The sequence below is a fragment of the Rathayibacter sp. VKM Ac-2856 genome, from assembly GCF_013205055.1.
Classification (GTDB): domain Bacteria; phylum Actinomycetota; class Actinomycetes; order Actinomycetales; family Microbacteriaceae; genus Rathayibacter.
In genome coordinates this window covers 135924-151802 of the sequence record NZ_JABMLF010000005.1, presented here as the reverse complement: position 1 = coordinate 151802, position 15879 = coordinate 135924, and the positions used below count along the sequence as shown (strand labels likewise).

The window sequence follows — 15879 nt, the reverse complement described above, 5'->3', positions numbered from 1 at the left end:
CCAGACTCCCGCTCCCCCCGGGCCCCACGCCACTCCAGGAAGAACCCCTCATGACCGACACCCTCCCCGGGCAGGACCTCTCCTTCGAGACGACCGCCAATCCCGCGCCGCGCTCCGACGAGGAGCGCGCCCGCATCCTCGCCAACCCCGGCTTCGGGGTCCACTTCACCGACCACATGGTCGACATCGGCTGGTCGCGCGCCGACGGCTGGACCCACGCGCGCGTCGAGCCGTACGGCCCGATCCAGCTCGACCCGGCCGCCGCCGTGCTGCACTACGCGCAGGAGATCTTCGAGGGGATGAAGGCGTACCGCCACGCGGACGGCTCGATCTGGACCTTCCGCCCCGAGGCGAACGCCGGCCGGCTGCAGCGCTCGGCCCGCCGGCTCGCGCTGCCCGAGCTGCCGACCGAGCTGTTCGTCGAGTCGCTGCGGCAGCTGATCGCGGCCGACGGCGCGTGGGTGCCCTCGGAGCCCGAGACGAGCCTGTACCTGCGGCCGTTCATGTTCGCCAAGGAGGCCTTCCTCGGCGTGCGCGCGGCCGAGGAGGTCGGCTACTACGTGATCGCGAGCCCGGCCGGCGCCTACTTCTCCGGCGGCGTCGCTCCGGTGTCGATCTGGCTGTCGACGTCCTTCGCCCGCGCGGGCAAGGGCGGCACGGGAGCGGCGAAGACCGGCGGGAACTACGCGTCGTCGCTGCTGCCGCAGCAGGAGGCGTACCAGCACGGCTGCGCGCAGGTGCTCTTCCTCGACTCGCAGGAGTCGCGCTGGATCGAGGAGCTCGGCGGCATGAACGTCGTGCTCGTGAAGAAGGACGGCACGCTCGTCACGCCGGAGTCGGACTCGATCCTCGAGGGGATCACCCGCGACAGCGTGCTGCAGCTGGCCGAGGACCGCGGCCACCGCGTCGAGCGCCGCCAGGTGTCGATCGACGAGTGGCGCGACGGCGTGGAGTCCGGCGACGTGGTGGAGGTGTTCGCCTGCGGGACCGCGGCGGTCATCACGCCGATCGCGGAGCTCAAGGGAGACGGCTTCTCCGTGGGCCGGGAGGGCGCGCCGGCCGGCGCGCTGACGATGTCGCTGCGCGAGGAGCTGACCGACATCCAGTACGGACGTCGCGAGGACACGCACGGCTGGATGACGAGGTTGGACGCATGAAGATCGCACGATTCGCCACGCAGCGCTCCGGGGACAACGGAGGCGCGATCCACTTCGGGATCCTGGACGAGGACGACCTGGTCGTGCTCGCCGGCGACCCGATGTTCGCGGGCTTCGAGACCACGGGGGAGCGGATCCCGCTCGCCGAGGCGAAGCTGCTCGCGCCGGTGATCCCGCGCTCGAAGGTGATCGGGATCGGCAAGAACTACTCCGACCACGCGGCCGAGATGGGCGGCGACGCCCCGGCCGAGCCGCTGATGTTCCTGAAGCCGAACACCTCGGTGATCGGGCCGGACGAGGCGATCGTGCTGCCCGAGGACAGCCAGCAGGTGGAGTTCGAGGGCGAGCTCGCGGTCGTCATCGGCGCGATCGCGCGGAACGTGCGCGCGGAGGACTACGAGGACGTCGTCTTCGGCTACACGATCGCGAACGACGTCACGGCGCGCGACCTGCAGAAGTCGGACGGGCAGTGGGCCCGGGCCAAGGGGTACGACACGTTCTGCCCGATCGGGCCGGTCATCGAGACCGAGTTCGTCTGGAACGAGAGTGCGCTCGAGACGCGCGTGAACGGGCGGCGGCTGCAGTCCGGCAACACGGGCGACATGATCCACGGGGTGCCGGAGATCATCGCGTACGTGTCGCGGGTGTTCACGCTGCTGCCGGGCGACATCATCCTGACCGGGACGCCGGCGGGGGTCGGGCCGATCGCCAACGGCGACACGGTCGCGATCGACATCGAGGGCATCGGCACGCTCTTCAGCCCGGTGGTGGCGCGGGGCTAGCTCGCTCCCCGCGAGATGCCACTTGTGCACGCTCGACACGGCGTGTCGCGTGCACAAGTGGCATCTCGCGGCGGGGGTCAGTCCGTGGGGGCGCTGTCGGTGGGGGCGGGGGTGGGGGCGTCCGTGTCCTCGTCGTCGGGGAGGGTGGCGTCGCCGGAGACGGTGTCGCCTCCGCTGTCGGCGTCGGTGACCGTGTCGGCGACGCCGCGGTCGATCGCGGTGCCTCCCGGAGCGGCGCCGGCGGCGCTCGCGTCGGTCGCGCCCTCGCCGGGGAGGACGGTCTGCGCGCCTCCGGTGTTCGGGGTCAGGTCGCCCTCCTGCTCGGGCAGGTCCTCGTTCACGTTCTCGGGCATCGGGTGCTCCTCTCGGTCGGGGTCTCCATCGGAGCACGCGGGCGCGGGTGGGCGCAGGGTCTTGACACGTCGCCGGGGCGGGTGGGGGTCGGCAGGTGGGTCTCGATACGCGCCTGCGGCGCTGCTCGACCAGCATGGATCGAGGGCGGGAGCTCATGCTGATCGAGTAGCCCTCGGAGAGGGCGTATCGAGATCCGCCGTCGTGCTTGCATGGGTCTCGATACGCGCCTGCGGCACTACTCGACCAGCATGGGCGGGGTGCGGTGTCCCTGCTCGGGGCGCTTGGATTCGGGCGGTCGGGGCGGGTGCTTCACCGTGCTCCCCGGAGCTGTCAAGCGGAGACCGTCGAGGGGGACGGAGTCGTAGCGTCGAAGCATGAGCTCGCCCCGCACGACCCGCAGCACCGGCGGCACCGCCGCTGAGAAGACGACCACGACGACCACCGAGAAGACCCGCGCGCCGAAGACGGGCAGCGCGACGACGAGCGCGTCGACGAAGAGCGCGTCGAAGACGGGCACCGCGAAGAAGCGCGCCACAGCGAAGACGAGCGGCGCGTCGACGAGCAGCGTGTCCGAGACGGGCGCCGCGAAGAAGAGCACCACGACGAAGAGCGCGTCTAAGACGAGTGCGGCGACGGCGAGCAGCGCGAAGGCCGTCACGCGGGACACCGCGGAACGGATCGCGCGGGAGGACTTCGGCTGGACGTCGCTGCTGCCGGGGCAGCGCGAGGCGATCGAGTCCGCCGCCGCCGGCCGCGACACGCTGCTCGTGCTCGCCACGGGCGGCGGCAAGTCCGCCGTCTACCAGATCGCCGGCGCCGAGCGCGGCGGAGTGGTGCTCGTCGTCTCTCCGCTCGTGGCGCTGCAGGCCGACCAGCTCGCCTCGATCGAGGCCGCGCCGGCCGCTCCTCCCGCCGTCGCCATCAACTCCGCTCAGGGTGCCGCCGCCGTCGCGCGGGCCTGGGAGCGCATCGACGAGGGCGGCCCGCTGTACGTGCTGCTCGCGCCCGAGCAGCTGGCGAAGGCGGAGAACGTCGCCCGGCTCGCCGCGGCCGGGGTCTCGCTGCTGGTCGTCGACGAGGCGCACTGCGTCTCCTCCTGGGGCCACGACTTCCGCCCGGACTACCTGCGGCTGAAGGACGTCCGCAGCGCCCTGGGCGACCCGCCGGTGCTCGCGATGACCGCGACCGCCTCCCGGCCCGTGCGCGAGGAGATCATCGAGCGGCTCGGGATGACCGAGCCCGAGGTGCAGGTGCACGGCGTCGACCGCCCCGAGATCCGCCTGGTGGTGCACCGCCACGAGAGCGAGAACGAGAAGCGCGCGGCTGTGGCCGAGGAGGCCCGCAGCTGGACGGCGCCCGGGCTCGTCTACGTGGCGACGCGCAAGGAGACCGAGACCTACGCGGCGGAGATCGCCGCCGACGGCCGGAGCGTCGCGGCGTACCACGCGGGGCTCAAGACGAGCGAGCGGCGCGAGGTGCACCAGCAGTGGCGCGACGGCGAGCTCGACGTCGTGGTCGCCACCTCCGCCTTCGGGATGGGGATCGACCGGAGCGACGTGCGCTTCGTGCTGCACGCGACGACCTCCGAGTCGCTCGACGCGTACTACCAGGAGATCGGGCGCTCCGGTCGCGACGGCGAGCCGGCCACGGCCGCGCTGCACTACCGGCTCGAGGACCTGGGGCTCCGGCGCTTCTTCGCGAAGCGCCGGGTCGAGCCGGCCGCGCTGCGCGTGGTCTGGGCCGCCGTGAGCGACAAGCCGGGTGTGCAGGTCGCCGAGCTGGCTGAGGCGCTGGGCAAGTCTCCGCGCACCGTCGCGCGGCTGGTGAACGATCTCGCCGAGGCGGATCTGCTGGAGACCGACGGCGGGCTGCGGGCCGTGAGCGACGCGACCGGCGACGACGCGGTGCGTGCGGTGAAGGAGGAGCTCGCCTCCCGCGAGCGGATCGCCGAGTCGCGGCTGTCGATGATGCGGGCGTACGCCGAGACGACGCAGTGCCGTCGGCGCGTGCTGCTCGACTACTTCGGGGTCGAGGGTCCGGAGTGGTGCGGCAATTGCGACGGCTGCGAGCGGCACGAGGCGCGGCAGGAGGCGGCCGACGAGGTCGCGTCGGCGGCGTCCGGCGACGCGCCGCTGAGCGTCGACGAGGCCGTCGAGCACCGCGAGTGGGGTGCGGGGACGGTCATGAGCGTCGAGGAGGACCGCGCGACGATCTTCTTCGAGTCCGAGGGCTACAAGGTGCTGTCGTTCGCGGCGCTGGAGTCGGGCGTGCTGCGGGAGCGCGAGGCCGTGCCGGCGTAGGGGGCGGGGTCTCGATACGCCCCTCCGGGGCTACTCGACCAGCATGGAGGGGCCGTCCTGTGGACGGCGGCTCGACGGGGCGGGGTCTCGATACGCCCCTTCGGGGCTACTCGACCAGCATGCAGAGGGTGGGCGTCCTGCGGACGGCTACTCGACCAGCGCGGGACCGCCCCACGTACCGCGCGCGGGCGCAGCCCGCGTCGCGGCGGCGAGATGCCACTTGTGAGCGGCGGACACGGCGTGTCGCGCTCACAAGTGGCACCTCGCGGCGGGGGTCAGACGTTGGAGACTGCGGAGCTCACGTCGGTGGGCTTGGCGTAGTCACCCTCGGGGATGGCGCGCAGGGCGTCGAGGACGTCGCTGTCGGCGCCCTCCTTCTCGGCGGTCTCGACGATCGTGTCCTTCGAGGCCGGGTAGTCGATCCCGGCGAGGTACTTCTGGACCTGGATCGGGTTGGGTGCATCCATCGTGCTGTCCTTTCGTCGTTCGGTCAGTGCTGGTGCTCTTCGGTGAAGAGCCGGTCGAAGGCGTCCACGCGCCGGTCGGTGACCGTCGTGGGCGTCTCGAGGTGCACGGCGCCGCTGGGAACGAGCCCCGCGCCGCCGAAGCGCTCCATGACGCGCCACTGCGCGGCGACGTCCTCGCCGCTGTGCTCCGGGGGCAGCTGCTCCCAGAAGTCGAAGCCGCCGCTGGCGACGAGCGCCTCGCGTCGGTAGAGCACGCACGCGCCCAGCCAGGCGACGCGGTAGGCGCGCCAGGCGCCCTCCGGCACGTCGAGGCGGGCGGCCACGTGGCTGAGGTTCGCGGCGTTGTGCAGCGGCCAGCGCTCGAACTCCGGCGTGCCCCGCCGGATCCGCTCGGGCCGCACGCCCTCGTCCCAGGGCTCGAACGCGGTCTGCTCGTGCGGGCGCTCGTCGCCGAGGTAGGAGAGCCCCTGGACGGCCGAGCCGACGAAGCCGCAGTCCAGGCGCTCGAGCGCCTCGTGCAGCCGTGCGAGCATCCCCGGCTCGAGCCAGACGTCGTCGTCGAGGTAGAGCACCGCGGGGGCGGTGGCGAGCGAGAGCAGGAAGTGGCGCTGCTCCGCGAGGCCGCGGCGGGGGAGGTGGCGGCGCACCAGCGGATCGCGGCCCTGGACCGCGAGGACGCGCAGCATCGAGACCACGGTCGGGTCAGTCTGCGTCGCGGCCGAGTCCGACTGGTCGCTGACGATCACGCGGAAGGGCGGGTCGTCCTGCGCCGCGAGGCCCGCGAGGGTCGTCGCCAGCTCGGCCGAGCGGCCGACCGTCGGGATCAGCACGTCGACGGCGGGTGCCTCCGGCGGGATCTCGCGGGCCCAGAGCCCGGACCAGCGCCGGCTGGTCACGGCGCCGACGAGGACCGGATGCGCTGCACCATCTCGGTCGTCGAGTGCTCGGAGACGTAGCCGACGGTGGTGACGGTGCCGCCGTAGGAGCGGACGACCACCGCCTCCGCGAGCATGTCGGGGGCGTAGTCGCCGCCCTTCACGTAGACGTCCGGCTGCACGCGCTCGAGCAGCGGGATGGGGGTGTCGCCGCTGAAGAGCGTCACGTAGTCGACGCAGCCGAGCTCGGCGATGACGCCCGCGCGGTCGCCCTCGGGGTTGATCGGGCGGCCCTCGCCCTTCAGGCGGCGGACGGAGTCGTCGTCGTTCACGGCGACGACCAGCACGTCGCCGAGCTCGCGCGCCTGGCGGAGATAGGCGGTGTGGCCGCGGTGCAGCACGTCGAAGCAGCCGTTGGTGAAGACGATCCGGCGGCCGCGGCGGGCCTCCTCGGCCAGCACCTCGACCAGGCCGTCCTCGCCGAGCACGACCGCGCCGGGTGCGGCGAGCGAGGCGAGCAGGTCGTCCGCGGTGCAGACGGAGGTGCCGGGGCGCTGCACGACGACGTCGGCGGCGGCCTGCGCGAGGTCGACGGCGGTCGCGAGCGAGCGGCCGGCGGCGAGGGCGAGGGTCGCGGTCGCGGCGAAGGTGTCGCCGGCGCCCGAGGCCTGCTTCTCCTCCGCCGGCTGGGCGAAGGTGCGGCTGACCGTGCCGTCGGCGTCGAGCGCGGTGGAGCCGTCGCGGTCGAGGGTGACCACGACGTGCCGGGCGCCGGAGCGCTCGCGGAGCCGGTCGGCGGCGGCGCGGACGGCGGCGGCGCGCTCGGTGCCTCGGCCGAGGGGCGCGCCGAGGAGGCGCTCGGCCTCCTTCGCGTTCGGGGTGACGAGGTCCGGGGCGGCGAAGGCCCAGTCGGCGAGCTCGTGGGCGTCGATCACGAGGAGGCCGGGACGCTGCGCGGCGAGCACGCGCTCGACGGCCTCGCGGAGGATCCCGGAGCCGTAGTCGCAGACCAGCACGGCGTCGGCGCCGTCGGCCGCGCGGACGGCGGCCTCGGCGAGCTCGGCCAGCTCGGCGTCCGAGGGGCGGTGCGGGCCGGAGTCGACGCGCAGCATCACGCTGTCGCCGCCGACGACGCGGGTCTTGATCGTGGTCGCGGCATCGCTGCGGACGATCGCGCCGGTGTCCAGGCCCGCGCGCTCGAGCGCGGCGAGGAGGCGGTCGCCCTCGGGATCGCGGCCCGCGACTCCGACCGTGCGGACCACGGCGCCGAGCGCGCAGAGGTTCGCCGCGGTGTTGGCCGCGCCGCCCGCGACGTCGACGACGTCCTCGAGGCGCAGCACGGGGGCGGGCGCCTCGCGGGTGACGCGCTCGGCCTCGCCGAGCCACCAGGAGTCGAGGATGAGGTCGCCGACGACGGCGACGACGGGCGGCCGCTCGCGCACGTGCGCGACCAGCGCGCTCGCCCGCTGGAGCGCGGAGCCCTCGAGGCTCATCGCGCGCCGCCGGGCAGGACGGGGAGGCCGAAGTGCACGACGGTGGTCGTGGTCATCTCGTCGAGCAGCTCCGGGCCGTAGCCGAAGCCCGAGCCGCTGGTGCCGCGCGGCTGCGCGCTGCCGCCGGGGGCGCCGCCGAAGACGCCGTTGATCTTGACGGTGCCGACCGGGAGGGTCGCCGCGGCGCGGTGCGCGTGCTCCATGTCGGCGGTGAGGACGGTGGCCGCGAGGCCGTAGGGGCCGGCGGCGGCGCGGGTGAGCGCCTCGTCGAAGTCGTCGACGACGAGGACGGGAGCGACGGGGCCGAAGGTCTCCTCCGTCATCACCAGCATGTCGTCGGTGCAGTCGGCGAGGACGGTCGCGGGGTAGAAGGTGCCCTCGCCGGGCTCGCCGCCGGTGAGGACACGCGCGCCGTCGCGGACGGCGGAGGTGACGTGCTCGTGCACGGCGTCGCGCATCCGCTCGTCGACCAGGCGGGGGAGCGGGCCGTCGCGCCAGCGCTCGGCCTCGGCGACCAGCGCGGTGGTGAAGGCCTCGGCGACGTCGCGGTGCACGTAGATCCGCTCGACGGAGGTGCAGATCTGGCCCGCGTTGGCGAAGGCGCCGAGGGCGGCCTGCTCGGCGGCCCAGACCGGGTCGACGTCGCGGTCGACGACGAGCGCGTCGTTGCCGCCGTTCTCGAGGATGGTGTGCGCGCCGGTGACGGCGGCGATCCGGGCGAGAGCGCGGCCGGTGGCGGTCGAGCCGACGTGCGCGAGGACGTCGACGCCGTCGGTGCGGGCCAGGGCGTCGCCCACGGTGCCGTCGCCCTCGACGAGGGTGAGCACGCCCGCGGGCAGGGCCTCGGCGAGCAGGCGGGTGAAGAGGGCGCCGGTGCCGGGGCTGCGCTCGCTGGGCTTGTGCACGACGACGTCGCCGGAGACGATCGCGGCGCCGAGCATGCCGGCGGCGACGGCGACCGGGTCGTTCCAGGGGGTGAGCGCGAGGACGACCCCGCGCGGGTGCGGGAGCGCGAGGTCGACGTTGAGGGCGCCGCCGCGCAGGCTCTTCCCGCGGTGCAGCGGGCCGAGCTCGGCGTACTGCAGCAGGGTGTCGACGCCGGCGCGGACGCCGCCGAGGGCGTCGCCGGCGGGCTTGCCGGTCTCCTCGGTGTTGAGGTCGGCGAGCTCCTGCTCGCGGGCGGCCACGCGGTGGGCGGCGGCTCGGAGCAGGGCGCCGCGCTCGGCGGGCGCGGTGGCGGCCCAGGCGGGGAAGGCGGCGCGGGCGCGGCGGACGGCGTCGGCGGCGAGGTCGGTGGGGGCGCCGGTCGTGCCGGCGGTGGGGGTCGCGGTGTCGATGGTCACGGTCACCTCTCGGTCGGAGGCGTCCGCAGGGGTCGCGGACGCGCGTGCAGACCTCCGGTACCCGTGCGGGGGAGGCTCAAACGGACAGTGCCGCAGAACATCAGCGGAGAGCGGATGTCATCGCCCATCGGCGATGAATCCTGCTCTCAGCTGATGGTGTGCGCGGAGCGCGGGGTCAGGCGGCGCCGAGGCGGGTGACGGCGGCGGTGATCGCGCGGGTGCGCTCGCCGTCGGGCCAGCGGAGCAGCACGCCCTCGCCGGGGACGACGCGGCCGATGGCGGCGGTCGTCGTGTGCGGAGTGCCCATCCGCGATGCGCCGGGCCTGTCCGCGGTCAGCATCGCGAAGCCGGGGAAGCAGGAGAGCCAGTCGGCGAGGCCCGCGGCGGTGGGGCGGGGGATCGCGGCGACCTCGAGCTCGGCGCCCGCGCCGGACGCTTCGGCGAGCATGCCGACGGTGCCGACGAGGCCCGCCATGCTGACGTCCTTCGCCCCGTCGGGTGCGCCGGCACCGACGCTCGCGGCGAGGGCGCGCAGCACCTCCGGCGGGCGCGAGGAGGTCGAGTCCCACTGCAGTCCGGCGTAGCCCGGCCGCCAGCCGCCGGCGAGATCGGCGGTCAGGCTCAGCTCGTGGCCGATCGGGGCGCTGCCCGGCACCGGGCGCGCGGTGCGGCCGAGGCCGGTGACCGAGAGCGCGGCCGGGACGCCGAGCTGGGTGTGCCCGCCGAGCAGCGGCACGCCCCACGCCTCGGACCCGGCGCGCAGCCCGCGCAGGATCCGGGCGGCGAAGGAGGCGTCGCGCGCGCCGACCGCGTCGAGCAGGCCGACCGGGTCGGCGCCCATCGCGGTGAGGTCGTTGACGTTCACGAGCACCGAGCACCAGCCCGCCCACTCCGGATCGCGCTCGACCATCGAGGGCACGATCGCGTCGCAGACGGCGACGAGGTCGGAGCCGGGGACGGGGGCGCCGTCGTCGCCGCGGAAGCCCGGGCCGCCGAGCTGGCCGGCGAACGCGTCGAGGAGCGGGCCGAGGGCGGCCTTCGCGCCGCGGGCGAGCCGGTCGAAGCGGTCGATCGGCCAGCGCATCCGCACGTGGGGAGCGCCCGCGACCTCGGTCGCGCCGAGGCGGTCCCAGCCGAGTCGGCGGAAGAGCACCTCGTTCTGCGTCTGCACCGTGGCCTCGAAGCGGAGCACGCCGCGCGCCTCGGCCTCGGCACAGGCGGCGCGGACGAGCGCGGCGCCGATCCCGGCTCCGCCGCGGGCGCTGCGGCGGACCACCAGGCGGCTGCCGGTCCACCAGCCGAGGTCCTGCTCGAGGGCGGGCGCGATCCGCACGCCGCCGAGCACGCCGTCGGCCGAGCGCGCGACGAGGACGACAGTGCGCGGATCCTCGTCGAGAGCGTCGTGGTCGTCGGCGTCGAAGAGGCCCTGCTCGCCGACGAAGACCTCGCGGCGCAGCGCCCGGTACGCGAGCGCCTCCGCGGGGTCCGCGACGACGACGACGACGACCGCGTCCCGGCCGGCCGGCGGGGCCGCCCGGACCCCCTCGAGGATCGAGAGGTCCATCAGGCGCCGGCGGTCTTCAGCACGCCGCAGGCGCCGCAGGCCGCGCAGCCCGCCTTCTGCCCCGAGGAGAGCATGCCCGCCGCGATCAGGAGCGACGCGACCTGCTCGCTCACCTTCTCCAGCAGCGAGCCGGCCGGCGGCAGCACGTGGTCCACCTCCGTCGCCAGCGTCCCCTTGAGCGGCCGGAACGGCACCACGAACGGGTAGATCCCTCGCTCGATCAGCTCGCCGGCGCTCGCGACCAGCTCGTCCGGGTCCTCGCCGAGGCCGACGAGGAGGTAGGTCGAGACCTGGTTGCGGCCGAAGATCCGCACCGCCTCGTCCCAGGCCTCCCAGTACTTCGCGGTCGAGACGCGCGCCTTGCCGGGGGTCCAGCGGCGGCGGATGTCGTCGTCCATCGACTCGATGTGGATGCCGATCGAGAGGGCGCCGGCGTCCTTCAGCTCCTGCAGCGCCGCGAGGTCCTCCGGCGGCTCGCACTGCACCTGGATCGGCAGCCCGGGCACGGCCTGGAGCACCGCGCGGACGCAGCGGGCGAGGTGCCGGGCGCCGCGGTCGCGGCCCTTGGAGGTGCCGGTGGTCATCACCATCTGGCGGATGCCGTCGAGCCGGGCGGCCGCCTCGGCGACCTCGGCGAGCTGCGCGGGGGTCTTCACCGCGATGGTGGAGTCGTTGGCGAGCGAGGCCTCGATGGCGCAGAAGCGGCAGCGCTCGGCCTCGTCGTAGCGCATGCAGGTCTGGACGACGGTGGTGGCGAGGATGTTCCGGCCGTGCAGGCGCGCGATCTTCTTGTAGGAGACGCCGTCGGCGGTGCTGAGGTCGTAGAAGCGCGGGCGCTTCACCGGCTCGACGTCGAGGCCGATGTCGGCGCCGTCGAGCAGGAGCCGGCCGTTCGTCACGGCGTACGGGCTCGCCGGGTTGACCGGGATGGCGGCGCCGAGGCCGCCGAGCATCACGTGCCCGTCGTCGCTCGGGCCGGCGCCGGCCTCGCGGTGCACGGGGGCGTCGACGCGGATGCCCTGGAGGGCGATGTCGACGCGGGTGCGCAGGGCGGAGGAGCCGGTGCGGCGGACGGGGGCGGGGCCGCAGGCGTCGGCGGCGCAGGAGGCGGCGTCGGAGGGGAGGGAGCCGGAGGCGGCGGGATCGGCGGTGCGGTAGCGGGGCGTCTGCAGATCGGTCATGGTGCTCCTCGGAGATGTCGAGTCGAGCGGGGCGCGACGGCGGAGTCCGACGTCGTGACCATCCATTAGGTCAACGCGGTGTTTCGGAGCGATGACGTCCGGAACGCGATCGTGTTACATCCGGCAGTCGCCCGGCCCCGGCCCGGCCCGGGCCCGCCGTCACGCAGGCTTCTTCTGGCCGAAACCACTTCGAAACACGAGCGGCCTTGACTGGACGCAGTCGGGACGCTCGCTCCCGACCCGGCCCCGTCGCTCCGCTCGCCCTCGCTCCGCCCCGGGCGACGCCGGCCTCTGCATCACAGCACCGCCCGTTCCACCCGGCACTCCTGTCCCTGCACCACTCGCTCGCGCCCCGCCCGGCGCTCTCCTCACCGAACCCCGGAGGTTCCCATGACCGACGACCAGACCAGCATCGAAGAGCAGATCAGCGCCAACATCGAGAAGTCGCGCTCCGAGATCGCGCACCCCTCGCTGCCCAAGGGCAGCAGCCTCTACGGCTCGACCAAGGTCTTCCCCGACTACCAGGCCGAGCCCGGGCAGTCCTACTTCACCCTCGTGCACGGCATCGCCCACGAGTCCTCGGTCAGCTTCGTCGCGATCCTGCAGGCGACCCGCGCGGCCCGCAAGGGCTTCGAGTCGGCCGTCTACTTCTACGGACCGGGCACGATCAACGCGATGGCGACCCGCGGCTTCCCGACGGTCGGCGACTCCGGCTTCCCGGGCGAGCAGAACATCAACGACGCGCTGAAGACCTTCATCGACGAGGGCAACCGCGTCTTCGTCTGCCGCTTCGGCATGGCGCTGCACGGCCTGCGCGAGGAGGACCTGATCGAGGGCACCATCCCCTGCCACCCGCTCGACGTGCAGGACGCCGTCATCCACTACGCCCGGAAGGGCGCCATCATCAACTCCACCTACAACCTCTAGGCCGCCGCCATGACCGTCGTCGGATCGGTCGCGGCGAACTTCACCCGCGACCTCGATCAGAACTACGCGCTCATCGCCGCGCTGGCCGAGGAGGCCCGGGAGAAGCGGGTCGAGTTCCTCGTCCTGCCCGAGGCCGCGATCGGCGGCTACCTCTCCTCCCTCGGCAACCACGGCGACACCGTCAAGACGACCACCCGGTCGATGCCGCCGGCGATCGCGCTGGACGGCCCGGAGCTGCGCCGGGTGCAGGAGCTCGCGGGCGATCTGCTGGTCGCGATCGGCTTCTGCGAGCTCGACGCGGACGGCGAGACCCGCTACAACGCGGCCGCCCTGCTCGACGGCGGGCAGATCTACGGCAGCTACCGCAAGGTGCACCAGCCGCTGGGTGAGCACATGTCGTACTCGCCCGGGCCCGGCTACTCGGTCTTCGAGACCCCGGTCGGCCGGGTCGGACTGCAGATCTGCTACGACAAGGCCTTCCCGGAGGCGGCGCGCTCGATGGCGCTGGACGGGGCGGAGATCATCGCCTCGCTCTCGGCCTGGCCGGCCGCGCGGACGGCGACGGCCGAGAATCTGCAGGAGGACCGCTGGACCTACCGCTTCAACCAGTTCGACATCGCCCGGGCCCTGGACAACCAGGTCTTCTGGCTCGCGTCGAACCAGTCGGGCACCTTCGGGTCGCTGCGCTACGTGGGCAACGCGAAGGTCGTCGATCCGGGCGGCAACGTCCTCGCGACGACGCTGCTCGGCGCAGGGATGGCGGTCGCCGACATCGACGTGCGCGGCACCTTCGAGGCGATGCGCGGCGGGATGTTCCACCTCCGCGACCGCCGGCCGGACGCCTACGACATCGACCGCGTCTGGAGCGGAGGGCTGGTCCATGCCTGAGATGACCTTCCACGTCCGGTGGCCGGACGGCGTCGAGGAGCGCTGCTACTCGCCGAGCCTGGTGATGCACGACTACCTCGCCGAGGGCGAGAGCTACCCGCTCGAGGACTTCGTCGGGCGCTCGACCGAGGCGCTGCGGCTCGCGAGCGAGCGGGTGCGGGCGAAGTTCGGCTTCGCCTGCACGTCCGCGCTGCAGCAGGAGTCGGAGATCCTCGCGGCCGCCGCGCGCTTCGAGGGCGGGCGGGTGCGGGTGCTGGCGATGGATCCGCCGCTGCCGGCGGCCGCTCAGGCGACTCCCGCGCAGGCGGCTCCCGCGCAGGGGGCCCGCGCATGACCGCGCTCGAGAGCGGCCGGCACCTCCCGGTCGCGGTGATCGGCGCCGGCCAGGCCGGGCTCTCGATCAGCCGCCTGCTCACCGACCAGGGGGTCGAGCACCTCGTGATCGAGCGCGACACGATCGCGCACGACTGGATCGACCGCCGCTGGGACAACTTCACCCTCGTCACGCCCAACTGGCAGTGCCGGCTGCCCGGCTACCCCTACGACGGCGACGACCCCGACGGCTTCATGACCCGCGACGAGGTGCACGCCTGGGTGCGGCGCTACGCGGAGTCCTTCGGCGCTCCGGTCGCCGAGGACACCGAGGTGCTGCGGATGCGCGAGGGCGCGGACGGGGCGTTCGAGATCGTCACCTCGCGCGGCACCATCACGGCCGACCAGGTCGTCGTCGCCACCGGCGGCTACCACCGGCCTGTGCTGCCGGCGGTCGCGCACCGGATCCCGGACTCGATCGTGCAGCTGCACTCGGCCGACTACCGCTCCGCCTCGGCGCTGCCCGCGGGCGGCGTGCTCGTGGTCGGCTCCGGCCAGAGCGGCGCGCAGATCGCGGAGGACCTCTTCCTCGAGGGCCGCGAGGTGCACCTGGCGCTGGGGACCGCGCCGCGTGTCGCCCGCTTCTACCGCGGGCGCGACTGCGTCGCCTGGCTCGCGGACATGGGCGTGTACGACGTGCCCGTGCACGCGCAGGTGGGCGGGCTGTCCAAGCGGGAGTCGACGAACCACTACGTCACCGGGCGCGGCGGCGGGCGCGACATCGACCTGCGCGCCTTCGCCCGCGACGGGATGCGGCTCTACGGACGGCTGCAGCAGGTGGACGGGGCGTCGCTCCGCTTCGCGCCGACGGCGGAGGCCTCGCTCGACTACGCGGACTCGGTCGCCGAGTCGATCAAGAACGACATCGACGCCTACATCGAGCGGTCGGGGATCCCGGCGCCGACCGAGGCCCGGTACACCCCGGTCTGGCGGCCGGAGCGCGAGATCGAGGAGCTCGACCTCGCCGCCGCGGGCATCACGAGCATCGTCTGGGCGGTCGGCTTCCGCTCCGACTACTCCTGGATGCAGATCGGCGTCTTCGACGGCGCCGGGCACCCGACCCACCGGCGCGGCGCGACGGCCGTGCCGGGGTTGCACTTCCTCGGGCTGCCGTGGCTGAACACCTGGGGCTCGGGACGCTTCGAGGCGATCGCCCGGGACGCGGAGCACGTGGTGGGGCGGCTGCTCGACGGCGCGCGAATGGACCGGCTCGAGGGCGCCGCGGTACGGTGACGGCCACGCGCTCGGCCCGAGCGCACGGCCCGGCGGCGGAGGGCGGAGAGCAGGACCATGTCGACGATCACGATGGCCGCGGTCGCGGCGCACTTCGGCCGCGACATCGAGCGCACGCTCGTCAAGCTGCCCGGCATGATCGCGAGCGCGCAGGAGCGCGGGATCGACCTGCTGGTGCTGCCGGACGCGACCCTCGGCGGCTACCTGCTCGACATGCACCACCCCGGCCCCGACGACCTGCCGCAGGCCGTGGAGGTCGACGGACCGGAGGTCGCGGCCGTCGCGGCGATGGCCGGCGACACCACCGTCTGCTTCGGGATCGCGGAGCGCGCGCTCGAGGGCGGCGAGGTCCGGCGCTACAACTCGGCGGTCTGCGTGCAGGGCGGCGAGGTGATCGGGACGCACCGGAAGGTGCACCTGCCGCTGGGCGAGTCGGAGGCGTACGCGGCGGGCGAATCCTTCCGCTCCTTCGACACGGCTGTGGGGAGGATCGGGATGATGATCGACTTCGACAAGACCTTCCCCGAGTCGGCCCGCTCGCTCGCCCTCGACGGGGCCGAGATCCTCTGCTGCCTCAGCGCCTGGCCCGCGAGCGTCACCGACCGCTCCGACCGGATCCGCAACGACCGCCAGGCGCACCTGTTCGACCTCTACGACTGCGCGCGCGCCGCGGAGAACCAGGTGTACCTGGTCTCCTCCAACCAGACCGGCGTGCTCGGCGGGCTCCGCTTCCTCGGGCAGGCGAAGGTCGTCGATCCGGCCGGCGAGATCCTCGCGAAGACCTGGGCGAAGGGCGGGCTGGCGGTCGCGACGGACGACGTCGCCGCCTCCGTCGCCCGCGCCCGCCGCAGCATGGACCACCTGCGCGACCGCGCCGAGCACGCGTACCACCGCGCGGCTCCCACCGTCTGACCCGGCGCCCGGCCGACGGGAGCCGCCCTGC

Annotated in this window: 16 protein-coding genes; 8 read left to right on the top strand and 8 right to left on the bottom strand. The window is 73.9% G+C overall.

Translation table 11 applies throughout. The features are described 5' to 3' along the window. The first annotated feature begins 50 nt into the window (after positions 1-50). Positions 51-1157 (top strand): branched-chain amino acid aminotransferase, encoded by a 1107-nt coding sequence (locus HQQ82_RS15925; RefSeq protein WP_173234946.1) that lies wholly within the window; start codon positions 51-53, stop codon positions 1155-1157. Then, the gene (locus tag HQQ82_RS15920) at positions 1154-1939 is read left to right on the top strand and encodes a fumarylacetoacetate hydrolase family protein (RefSeq protein WP_173234944.1); all 786 of its coding nucleotides are present in this window, start codon (positions 1154-1156) and stop codon (positions 1937-1939) included. The genes HQQ82_RS15925 and HQQ82_RS15920 overlap by 4 nt, the downstream gene beginning before the upstream one ends. A 77-nt stretch (positions 1940-2016) precedes the next feature. Here HQQ82_RS15920 and HQQ82_RS15915 read toward each other — a convergent pair whose 3' ends face one another. Both HQQ82_RS15915 and HQQ82_RS20665 read right to left on the bottom strand, forming a co-directional pair. Then, the gene (locus HQQ82_RS15915) at positions 2017-2292 is read right to left on the bottom strand and encodes a hypothetical protein (RefSeq protein WP_173234942.1); all 276 of its coding nucleotides are present in this window, start codon (positions 2290-2292) and stop codon (positions 2017-2019) included. Between the two features lie 236 nt (positions 2293-2528). Then, positions 2529-2894 (bottom strand): hypothetical protein, encoded by a 366-nt coding sequence (locus tag HQQ82_RS20665; protein ID WP_173234940.1) that lies wholly within the window; start codon positions 2892-2894, stop codon positions 2529-2531. On the opposite strand from HQQ82_RS20665, the gene HQQ82_RS15905 reads away from it, so the two are divergent. Then, positions 2860-4593: a RecQ family ATP-dependent DNA helicase gene (locus HQQ82_RS15905; RefSeq protein WP_173234938.1), complete on the top strand. Its 1734-nt coding sequence runs from the start codon at positions 2860-2862 to the stop codon at positions 4591-4593. The two genes, HQQ82_RS20665 and HQQ82_RS15905, sit on opposite strands and share 35 nt — an antisense overlap. A 275-nt stretch (positions 4594-4868) precedes the next feature. On the opposite strand, the gene HQQ82_RS15900 is transcribed toward HQQ82_RS15905, so the two are convergent. The 6 genes from HQQ82_RS15900 to HQQ82_RS15875 all read right to left on the bottom strand — a co-directional run bounded on the left by HQQ82_RS15900 (position 4869) and on the right by HQQ82_RS15875 (position 11516). Then, positions 4869-5060, bottom strand: coding sequence for a DUF2795 domain-containing protein (locus HQQ82_RS15900; RefSeq protein ID WP_173234936.1), 192 nt, complete (start codon positions 5058-5060; stop codon positions 4869-4871). A gap of 23 nt (positions 5061-5083) precedes the next feature. Then, the gene (locus HQQ82_RS15895) at positions 5084-5956 is read right to left on the bottom strand and encodes a glycosyltransferase (RefSeq protein ID WP_367947975.1); all 873 of its coding nucleotides are present in this window, start codon (positions 5954-5956) and stop codon (positions 5084-5086) included. After that, positions 5953-7428 carry a D-glycero-beta-D-manno-heptose 1-phosphate adenylyltransferase gene (gene rfaE2 / locus HQQ82_RS15890; protein WP_173234934.1) on the bottom strand — a complete coding sequence of 492 codons (1476 nt, stop codon included), beginning with the start codon at positions 7426-7428 and terminating at the stop codon, positions 5953-5955. The genes HQQ82_RS15895 and rfaE2 overlap by 4 nt, the downstream gene beginning before the upstream one ends. Beyond that, complete coding sequence (locus HQQ82_RS15885) at positions 7425-8765, bottom strand: aldehyde dehydrogenase (RefSeq protein WP_367947991.1); 1341 nt, start codon at positions 8763-8765, stop codon at positions 7425-7427. The genes rfaE2 and HQQ82_RS15885 overlap by 4 nt, the downstream gene beginning before the upstream one ends. A gap of 181 nt (positions 8766-8946) precedes the next feature. Beyond that, positions 8947-10335 carry an MSMEG_0567/sll0787 family protein gene (locus HQQ82_RS15880; protein WP_173234930.1) on the bottom strand — a complete coding sequence of 463 codons (1389 nt, stop codon included), beginning with the start codon at positions 10333-10335 and terminating at the stop codon, positions 8947-8949. Continuing rightward, entirely contained in the window at positions 10335-11516 is a 1182-nt protein-coding gene (locus tag HQQ82_RS15875) for an MSMEG_0568 family radical SAM protein (RefSeq protein ID WP_173234928.1), read from the bottom strand. The genes HQQ82_RS15880 and HQQ82_RS15875 overlap by 1 nt, the downstream gene beginning before the upstream one ends. Before the next feature lie 390 nt (positions 11517-11906). Between HQQ82_RS15875 and HQQ82_RS15870 the strand changes: the two genes are divergently transcribed. From HQQ82_RS15870 to HQQ82_RS15850, 5 genes are read left to right on the top strand one after another with little or no spacing between them, the layout of a single operon-like run. Continuing rightward, positions 11907-12443, top strand: coding sequence for an MSMEG_0572/Sll0783 family nitrogen starvation response protein (locus HQQ82_RS15870; RefSeq protein WP_173234926.1), 537 nt, complete (start codon positions 11907-11909; stop codon positions 12441-12443). 9 nt (positions 12444-12452) lie between these two features. Then, a complete protein-coding gene (locus HQQ82_RS15865) occupies positions 12453-13331 on the top strand; it encodes a carbon-nitrogen hydrolase family protein (RefSeq protein ID WP_173234924.1) in 879 nt (292 codons plus the stop codon). Continuing rightward, positions 13324-13665, top strand: coding sequence for an MSMEG_0570 family nitrogen starvation response protein (locus HQQ82_RS15860; RefSeq protein ID WP_173234922.1), 342 nt, complete (start codon positions 13324-13326; stop codon positions 13663-13665). The genes HQQ82_RS15865 and HQQ82_RS15860 overlap by 8 nt, the downstream gene beginning before the upstream one ends. Beyond that, entirely contained in the window at positions 13662-14936 is a 1275-nt protein-coding gene (locus tag HQQ82_RS15855; RefSeq protein WP_173234920.1) for an MSMEG_0569 family flavin-dependent oxidoreductase, read from the top strand. The genes HQQ82_RS15860 and HQQ82_RS15855 overlap by 4 nt, the downstream gene beginning before the upstream one ends. Positions 14937-14993: 57 nt before the next feature. Further along, positions 14994-15848, top strand: coding sequence for a carbon-nitrogen hydrolase family protein (locus HQQ82_RS15850; protein WP_173234918.1), 855 nt, complete (start codon positions 14994-14996; stop codon positions 15846-15848). Positions 15849-15879 lie beyond the last annotated feature (31 nt).